Source organism: Arhodomonas sp. KWT (genome assembly GCF_010993615.1).
Genome location: NZ_WNXE01000054.1, coordinates 6,649 through 13,641, shown reverse-complemented (window position 1 = coordinate 13,641; position 6,993 = coordinate 6,649). Strand labels below are relative to the sequence as shown.

At 69.4% G+C, this 6,993-nt stretch carries 9 protein-coding genes; 1 reads left to right on the top strand and 8 read right to left on the bottom strand.

The features are described from left to right. A partial coding sequence (locus tag G7A99_RS24880) for a LysR substrate-binding domain-containing protein (RefSeq protein WP_240466231.1) occupies positions 1-185 on the top strand: 185 nt, incomplete at its 5' end. 69 nt (positions 186-254) lie between these two features. Here the strand turns inward: G7A99_RS24880 and G7A99_RS10125 are convergent. The 8 genes from G7A99_RS10125 to G7A99_RS10090 are packed head-to-tail and all read right to left on the bottom strand — an operon-like array spanning position 255 to position 6,830. Further along, positions 255-1,769 carry a tripartite tricarboxylate transporter permease gene (locus G7A99_RS10125; protein WP_163139932.1) on the bottom strand — a complete coding sequence of 505 codons (1,515 nt, stop codon included), beginning with the start codon at positions 1,767-1,769 and terminating at the stop codon, positions 255-257. A gap of 4 nt (positions 1,770-1,773) precedes the next feature. Beyond that, positions 1,774-2,217: a tripartite tricarboxylate transporter TctB family protein gene (locus G7A99_RS10120; RefSeq protein WP_018718109.1), complete on the bottom strand. Its 444-nt coding sequence runs from the start codon at positions 2,215-2,217 to the stop codon at positions 1,774-1,776. A gap of 58 nt (positions 2,218-2,275) precedes the next feature. Continuing rightward, entirely contained in the window at positions 2,276-3,079 is an 804-nt protein-coding gene (hpaI, locus tag G7A99_RS10115) for a 4-hydroxy-2-oxoheptanedioate aldolase (protein WP_163139930.1), read from the bottom strand. Positions 3,080-3,090: 11 nt separating this feature from the next. Beyond that, the gene (hpaH, locus tag G7A99_RS10110; RefSeq protein WP_018718111.1) at positions 3,091-3,894 is read right to left on the bottom strand and encodes a 2-oxo-hept-4-ene-1,7-dioate hydratase; all 804 of its coding nucleotides are present in this window, start codon (positions 3,892-3,894) and stop codon (positions 3,091-3,093) included. Further along, positions 3,894-4,640 carry a fumarylacetoacetate hydrolase family protein gene (locus G7A99_RS10105; RefSeq protein ID WP_163139928.1) on the bottom strand — a complete coding sequence of 249 codons (747 nt, stop codon included), beginning with the start codon at positions 4,638-4,640 and terminating at the stop codon, positions 3,894-3,896. Before G7A99_RS10105 ends, hpaH begins: the two co-directional genes overlap by 1 nt. Further along, a complete protein-coding gene (locus tag G7A99_RS10100; RefSeq protein ID WP_163139926.1) occupies positions 4,637-5,332 on the bottom strand; it encodes a fumarylacetoacetate hydrolase family protein in 696 nt (231 codons plus the stop codon). Before G7A99_RS10100 ends, G7A99_RS10105 begins: the two co-directional genes overlap by 4 nt. 26 nt (positions 5,333-5,358) lie before the next feature. Further along, entirely contained in the window at positions 5,359-6,204 is an 846-nt protein-coding gene (locus G7A99_RS10095; RefSeq protein ID WP_163139924.1) for an IclR family transcriptional regulator, read from the bottom strand. Beyond that, positions 6,201-6,830, bottom strand: coding sequence for a flavin reductase family protein (locus G7A99_RS10090; protein ID WP_163139922.1), 630 nt, complete (start codon positions 6,828-6,830; stop codon positions 6,201-6,203). The genes G7A99_RS10095 and G7A99_RS10090 overlap by 4 nt, the downstream gene beginning before the upstream one ends. Positions 6,831-6,993: the final 163 nt, after the last annotated feature.

Genomic DNA, 6,993 nt, shown 5'->3' with positions numbered 1-6,993 from the left:
CCGCGGAGGCCGGGCTGGGCGTGGCGCTTTTGCCGTGCGTTATGGCGGCGCGAAACGGGAATCTCGTCCGCGTCACCCCGGAGCGACCCGAACCACGCCCTGTCTGGCTGGTCATTCACGCGGATCTGAAGGATGCGCCCGCAGTACGTGCCGTGGCCGACATGCTGATCGGCGCGGTCCGGTAAGCGCGCGTCGCCCCGTTTCCCGGCGGCGACGCGGTTGTTGCCGGAGCGGTCATTTTCCCGCCAACAACGTCAGTCCCGTCCCTCTTTGCTGAGACGGGCCGTGCGCCTGCGGAAGGTCGACCACAGCGGCAGTAGCAGGAACAGGGCGCTGAGGATCAGGAATACGGTGCTCGGCACGCTGTCGAAGAACGTGGTGTAGTCGCCGCGGCCGAGCAGCAGGGCGCGGCGGAAGTGCACCTCCATCATCGGCCCGAGGATGAACCCCAGCAGCAGGGGGGCCGGCGGGTAGCGCAGGCGGATGAGGAAGTAGCCGATCACGCCGAAGATGAGCGTGCTGTAGATGTCGAACACGCTGTTGCGCACGGAGTAGACGCCCACGCAGATGAAGAACAGCATCGCCGGGTAGAGCAGGTGGTAGGGGATCGAGAGCATCCGCACCCAGACGCGGATCAGTGGCAGGTTGAGGATCAGCAGCATGAAGTTGCCGATGCCGAAGCTGACCACCAGCCCCCAGAACATCTCCGGCTCGCTGGTCACGAGCATGGGCCCCGGGGTGATGCCGTGGAGGATCATGGCGCCGAGCAGCACGGCCATCACCGCGTCGCCGGGGATGCCCAGGCTCAGGGTGGGGATGAAGGCGGCCTGCACCGCGGCGTTGTTGGCGGATTCCGGTGAGGCGACGCCGCGCAGCTCGCCCTTGCCGAACGCCTCCGGGTTCCTGCTGATCTTCTTCTCCGCGGCGTAGGACATGAATGCCGCGATCGCGGGGCCGGAGCCCGGGAGTGCGCCCACGAAGGCGCCGATGCCGGAGCCGCGCAGGATGGTCCGCCACAGGCCGGGCCATTCCTCGCGCCTGGGCAGCATGGACCGGAAGGTCAGCCCGTCGGTCTTGAGGGGCTCGCGATGCGTCTGCCCCAGGTTGGCGAGGATCTCGCCGACCCCGAACAGGCCCATGGCCAGGGCCACGAGGTTGACGCCGTCGGAGAGCGCCAGCAGGCCGAAGGTGAAGCGCTCGGCGCCGGAGGTGTCGTCGATGCCCACCATGCCCAGGGCGATACCGAGCACCACCATGGTCATGCCCTTCAGCGGCGAGCCCACCGAGAGCGTGGACGCGGCGACCAGGCCCAGCAGCATGATCGAGAAGTAGTCCTGGGCTCCGAAGTCCGTGGCGAAGGACGCGATCATTGGGGTGAAGCCGAGCACCATCACGAGGGCGAAGATCCCGCCGGTGAACGAGGCGATGGCGGCGGTGAACAGGGCCACGCCCGGGCGGCCCTGCTTCGTGAGCTGGTTGCCGTCCAGGCAGGTTACCGCCGCGGAGGCCGTGCCCGGCAGATTCAGCAGTATGGCGGCGATGGAACCGCCGTACTGGGCGCCGTAGAAGATGCCCGCCAACATGATCAGTGCGATCGGCGGCGAGAGGTAATAGGTCAGCGGCAGCGCCAGGGAGATCGCCGCTAGGGGGCCGATGCCCGGCAGCACGCCCACGAACGTGCCCACCAGCACGCCCACGAAGCAGAACAGCAGCCCGTGCAGGGAGAAGGCGACGCCGGCGCCCAGCGCCAGGTTATGCAGGATATCCATCAGATCACCAGTGAATCGCCGCGACGGGGATGCCGAAGCTGTAGAGGAACACCACGACGCCGAGCACGCTCAGCGCCACCGCGTTGGCCGCCGCCGAGACCGGCCGCAGCGGCTTCTCGGCCAGCGAGACCAGGATCACCATGACCAGCGTGGCGGGCACCAGGCCGGCGCGCTCCAGCAGTGCGGCGAAGGCGACGAAGCCTGCGGAGACCATCAGGATCGGCCGGGGAATCCAGAAGTCCTTTTCCTTCTCCGAGTGCGCCACCTCCAGCACCAGCAGGATGGCGAACAGCAGCAGCACGGCCCCGACGATGACCGGGAAGAACCCCGGCCCCATGCGGCGCAGCGAGCCCATCGGGTAGTCGCTGCCGTGCCAGACGAAAAAGGCACCGACCAGGCCGAGCAGCGCTGCGGCACCGACCTGAAGCCAGTTGATTGGACGTGTCATTGATCGCTCTCCTCCTCCGAAAGTGCGGCGACCGTGCCGGGACCGGTTATCTATAGGGTCAGTAACCTCCGTGCGTGGGCGGCGCATCGCCCTCCGGTGTCGTGAAACGGCGCAGCAGGGCGTCGGTGGCGCGGGCCAGCAGGGCGGCGTCGGCGCCCACGGCGAGGAACCGGCAGCCGGCGGCAAGGTGCTCGCGGGCCCGGTCCTCGTTGAGCGTCAGCGCACCGGCGGGCTTGCCCGCCGCCTGAATGCGGCTGAACGCGTCGAGCACCGCCGCGTTGACCTCCGGGTGACCGGGCTCGCCGGGGTGATCCATGTCGGCGGCGAGGTCGGCGGCGCCGATAAAGACACCGTCCACGCCGTCCACGGCCGCGATCCCGTCCAGGGCGGCCAGGCCGGCGCGGCTTTCCACCTGCACCAGCACGCACAGCTGCTCGTGGCAGCGGTGCACGTAGTCCGCCACCCGGCCCCAGCGCGACGCCCGTGCCAGGCCGGCGCCGACGCCGCGATGGCCGTGGGGCGGGTAGCGGGTGGCGGCGACGATGCGCCGCGCCTGCTCGACGCTCTCCACCATCGGCACCAGCAGGGTCTGGGCGCCGGCGTCGAGCAGCGGCTTGAGGGTGTCGGACTCGCCGTTGACGGGCCGCACCACCGGGTGCGCGGGATAGGGGGCCACCGCCTGCAGCTGGGCGAGGATCGAGCGTACGTCGTTGGGGCCGTGCTCGCCGTCGATCAGGACCCAGTCGAAGCCGGCGGCGGCGCCGATCTCGGTGGCGTAGGCGTCGGCCAGGGCGCACCACAGGCCGATCTGGGTGCGCCCCTCCCGCAGTGCCTGCCTGAAACGGTTCACGGGGAGTTCCATCGCCGCCTCCGTTAGACGAACTGCAGCCCGATCGCGCCGAGCGGGCCGTAGTCCACGTGGAAGGTGTCTCCGGCGGACGCCGCCACCGGCCGTGTGAAGGAGCCGGCGAGCACGATCTCGCCGGCCCTGAGGGTGACGCCGTGCGGTGCCAGCTTGTTGGCCAGCCAGGCGATGCCCTTGGCGGGGTGGCCGAGCACGCCGGCGGCCACGCCGGTTTCCTCGACCACGCCGTTACGGCTGCATACCGCCGCGCTCCAGCGCAGGTCGACGTCGAACGGGCGGAAGGTGCGCCCGCCGAGCACCACGCCGGCGTTGGCGGCGTTATCCGAGATGGTGTCGAACACCTTGCGCGGGGCACCGGAGGCCGGGTCCACCTGGCGGACGCGGGCGTCGATGATCTCCAGCGCCGGGATGACGTACTCGGTGGCGCGCATCACGTCCAGCACGGTGCAGTCCGGGCCGGTCAGGTCGCCGCAGAGGACGAACGCCAGCTCCACCTCCAGGCGCGGCACGATGAACCGCTCCACCGGGATCCCGCCGTTGTCCTCGAAGAACATGTCGTCGAGCAGGACGCCGTAGTCCGGCTCGTCGATGTGCGCGGACCGCTGCATGGCCCGGGAGGTGAGGCCGATCTTGTGGCCCATCACGCGGCGGCCGCGGGCCGCCTTCATGTCCACCCAGCGGCGCTGGATGGCATAGGCGTCCTCGAAGCCCAGCTCCGGGTACTGCAGGGTGAGATGGTCGATCTGGCTGCGGTCGCTCTCGGCGTGGTCGAGCCGTTCGGCCGCGTCGCGGATGGCGTCTTCACTGAGCATCACGGTGTCCTCGCGACGATGGTGTTGTGCAGGGCGCCGATGCCCTCGATCTCGGTGACCACCTCGTCGCCGGGCATGACGTTCACGGTGCCCTTTGGGGTGCCGGTGAGGATCACGTCGCCGGGCCGCAGGGTCATGAAGCTGCTGAAGTATTCGATCAGGAAGGGGACGTCGAAGATCATGTCCCGGGTGGTGCCTTGCTGCGTGGTCTCGCCGTTGACGCGGGTGGTGAGCCGCAGGTCCATCGGGTCCGGGATTTCCGCCGTGTCCGCCAGCCACGGGCCCATGGGCGTGCCGTTGTCGCGGCTCTTGATGCGGAAGTTGGGGCGGTAGAAGCCCTCGAGGTAGTTGCGCACCGCGTAGTCGTTGGCGACGGTGTAGCCGGCGATGTAGTCGTAGGCGTCCGCCCGTGCCACACGGCGGGCGGGCCGGCCGATCACCACCGTGAGCTCGCACTCGTAGTGCATGTTGGTGGCGTCGACGGGCCGCGGCGTGAAGGCGCGGTGGCCCACCAGGGTGTTGGCGCCCTTGAGGAAGACCATGGGTTCATTCGGGGCGCTGGAGGCGATCTCGGCGGCGTGGTCGGCGTAGTTCAGGCCCAGTGCCAGGATCGTGCCCGGCGTCACCGGGGGCAGCCAGACCACCTCGCTCTCCGCCACGTGGCGGCCGTCCGCCAGGCGCACCCGGCCGTTGTCCTCCCGGGCCTGATGGACCCGGCCCTCGAAGGCGATACGTGCCCGCTTCATGACGTGTGCTCCCGGTGGCTCGATTCCCGGACCAGTGGATTCACCAGCCGGCCGAGGCCGTCGATCTCCACCGCCACGGTGTCGCCCGGGCCGGCAAGCGGCACGTCGGGGGAGACACCCGCGAGGATCAGGTCACCGGGGTAGAGGCTGGTGAAATCGGAGATGTCGGCGAGGAGCGTGGCCACCGGGCGTACCAGCCGATCCAGGCCGGCCTCGTGGCGGCATTCGCCGTTGACGAAGGCGCGCACGCTCAGCGTCGCCGGGTCCGGCAGGTCAGCGGCGTCCACCAGCCACGGGCCGATCGGGCAGAAGCCGTCGCGGCATTTCTGCTTGAGGGGATGCCGGAACAGGCTCTCGTGGGGCACGGTGACGTCGTTCACCAGGGTGTAGCCGGCGATCGCCGCCGCAGCCTGGCCGGTGTCGGCACGGGTCAGCGTGTCCCGGATCACGACGCCCAGGCTCGCGCCCACACGGACCCGGTCCACGTCGGCGGGAATGGGCACCGGCGCGCCGGCGGCGATGTGGGTGTTCGGGGTCTTCACGTACAGCACCGGGCCGGTGGGGGCGCCGTTGTACGGGGGCTCGTCGATGGCGTCGCCGAGCCGGTCCAGCTCGTCGCGGACGTTGAGCAGGCAGCCGTAGACGGCGCCGCTCAGCAGGGGCCCTCCCGGGCGCAGGGTCGTGGATGTCATGGTCGCTCCAGACTCTATAGGGGCGCCTAGCGGCGGCGTTTCTGGACTTCGCTGAGGCGTTTGGCGATCAACTCGGTCTGCTGGCGGATCAGGGGCACCAGGGTGGCCAGCCGTTCCGGGCTGAGCCGGTCGGCCATGGCGGATACCGCCACGGAGGCCACCAGCCCGCCCTCGGTGTCGAACACCGGCAGCGCCAGGGCGCGGGTGCCGGGCACCACGCCCACCTCGCTGTAGGCGTAGCCCAGGGTGCGCGTCTCGGTGATCCGGCGGCGGACCGCGTCCGGTTCCAGCCCGTGGCCGGCCAGGCGCTGTTCGTTGCCGAGCAGCACCTCGTCCACGTCCTCGTCGTCGCCGGCGAATGCCAGCAGCACCAGCCCGGACACGCTCATGCCCAGGGGCCGGCGTGCGCCCACCTCGATGGACAGCACCTTCACCGGGTAGCTGCCGGTCTTGCGGTCCACGCAGATGGAGTCGAAGCCGCTGCGGATGGTCAGGAAGACGCTGTCGCCGCACTGTTCGGCGATGTGCCGCAGGTAGGGCTCGGCCACGGTCTTCACCGGCACCCGCGCGGTGCGCGAGAGCCCCAGCAGGGATACTTCCGGGCCGACCATGTAGCGGCGCGTCTCGGGGTCCTGCTCCACCGCCTTCTCTTCGATCAGCACGCGCAGGATGCGGTGGACCGTGGGCCGGTTGAGGCCCGTCTGGTAGACGATGTCGGTGATCCGGACCCCGTGTTCCTGGCCGGTGGCGAGGATGCGGAGAATCGCCAGGGCACGCCGGATGCTGCGTGCGCCCACGGTCCTGCCGCCGTCGCCGTGGTCGCCGCCCGGCGTGTCCCCGTCGCTGTCCGGCGGTCGGGTGTCGTCGTTCATGGCCGGCGCTCCACGACGGTCTTGGGGGTTTGCGCAACGGGCTTGAGCTCACGGATCTCGCCGAGGGTGGCGTAGTTGGCGCCGGCGATGCGGCACACCGGCTGCAGCGCGCGGGTGTCGATGCGGCCGTCCTGGTAGAGCGCGTCCGCGATGTGCACCAGCCTGACCTCGCCGACGAAGAACTCGGCGCCGGTATCGCCGAAGGCGGTGATGCTGTGCAGCCGGCACTCCATGCCGATCGGCGTCATCGCCAACCGCGGCGGGGTAATGGTTCCGGACGGCTCCACCGCCAGACCCAGGCTCTCCACCTCACTCTCGTGGGTGTCGTATTCCACGGCGCTGGCGTGCACCGTTTCCACCATGGACCAGTCGGCGATATTGACGACAAACTCGCCGAGCGTCCGGATGTTGCGCGCCGTATCCTTTTCGCGGCCGGCCTTGCGGCCGATATTGATGCCCACCATCAGGGGGCTGTTGGAGACGAACGTGAAGCAGCTGAAGGGGGCGAGATTGACCACGCCCTCCGGAGACCGGGAGCTGATCCAGGCGATCGGCCTGGGCACCACGATCCCGCTGATCAGGCGGTAGCACTGCTGGGGCGAAAGCGCGCCGATGTCGACTTGCACATCTCTCTCCTCACCGTGGATTCGCTGTTTATCGTTTAACCGGAATGCTAGGCAGGGGGGCGAGAAAGGTACAACGACGTGCTGACGTAAAAGTCCATATAGTGGACTTTGTGGTTGCGAGCGCCGTTGGCCCGGGGTGAGGAAATCGGCCCCGTATCCGTTG

Bases quoted from the DNA above. Each gene is read 5' to 3' on its own strand.
- G7A99_RS10095 (WP_163139924.1), bottom strand. From the start codon at position 6,204: ATGAACGACGACACCCGACCGCCGGACAGCGACGGGGACACGCCGGGC.
- G7A99_RS10105 (WP_163139928.1), bottom strand. From the start codon at position 4,640: ATGAAGCGGGCACGTATCGCCTTCGAGGGCCGGGTCCATCAGGCCCGG.
- hpaH (WP_018718111.1), bottom strand. From the start codon at position 3,894: ATGCTCAGTGAAGACGCCATCCGCGACGCGGCCGAACGGCTCGACCAC.
- hpaI (WP_163139930.1), bottom strand. From the start codon at position 3,079: ATGGAACTCCCCGTGAACCGTTTCAGGCAGGCACTGCGGGAGGGGCGC.
- G7A99_RS10120 (WP_018718109.1), bottom strand. From the start codon at position 2,217: ATGACACGTCCAATCAACTGGCTTCAGGTCGGTGCCGCAGCGCTGCTC.
- G7A99_RS10100 (WP_163139926.1), bottom strand. From the start codon at position 5,332: ATGACATCCACGACCCTGCGCCCGGGAGGGCCCCTGCTGAGCGGCGCC.
- G7A99_RS10125 (WP_163139932.1), bottom strand. From the start codon at position 1,769: ATGGATATCCTGCATAACCTGGCGCTGGGCGCCGGCGTCGCCTTCTCC.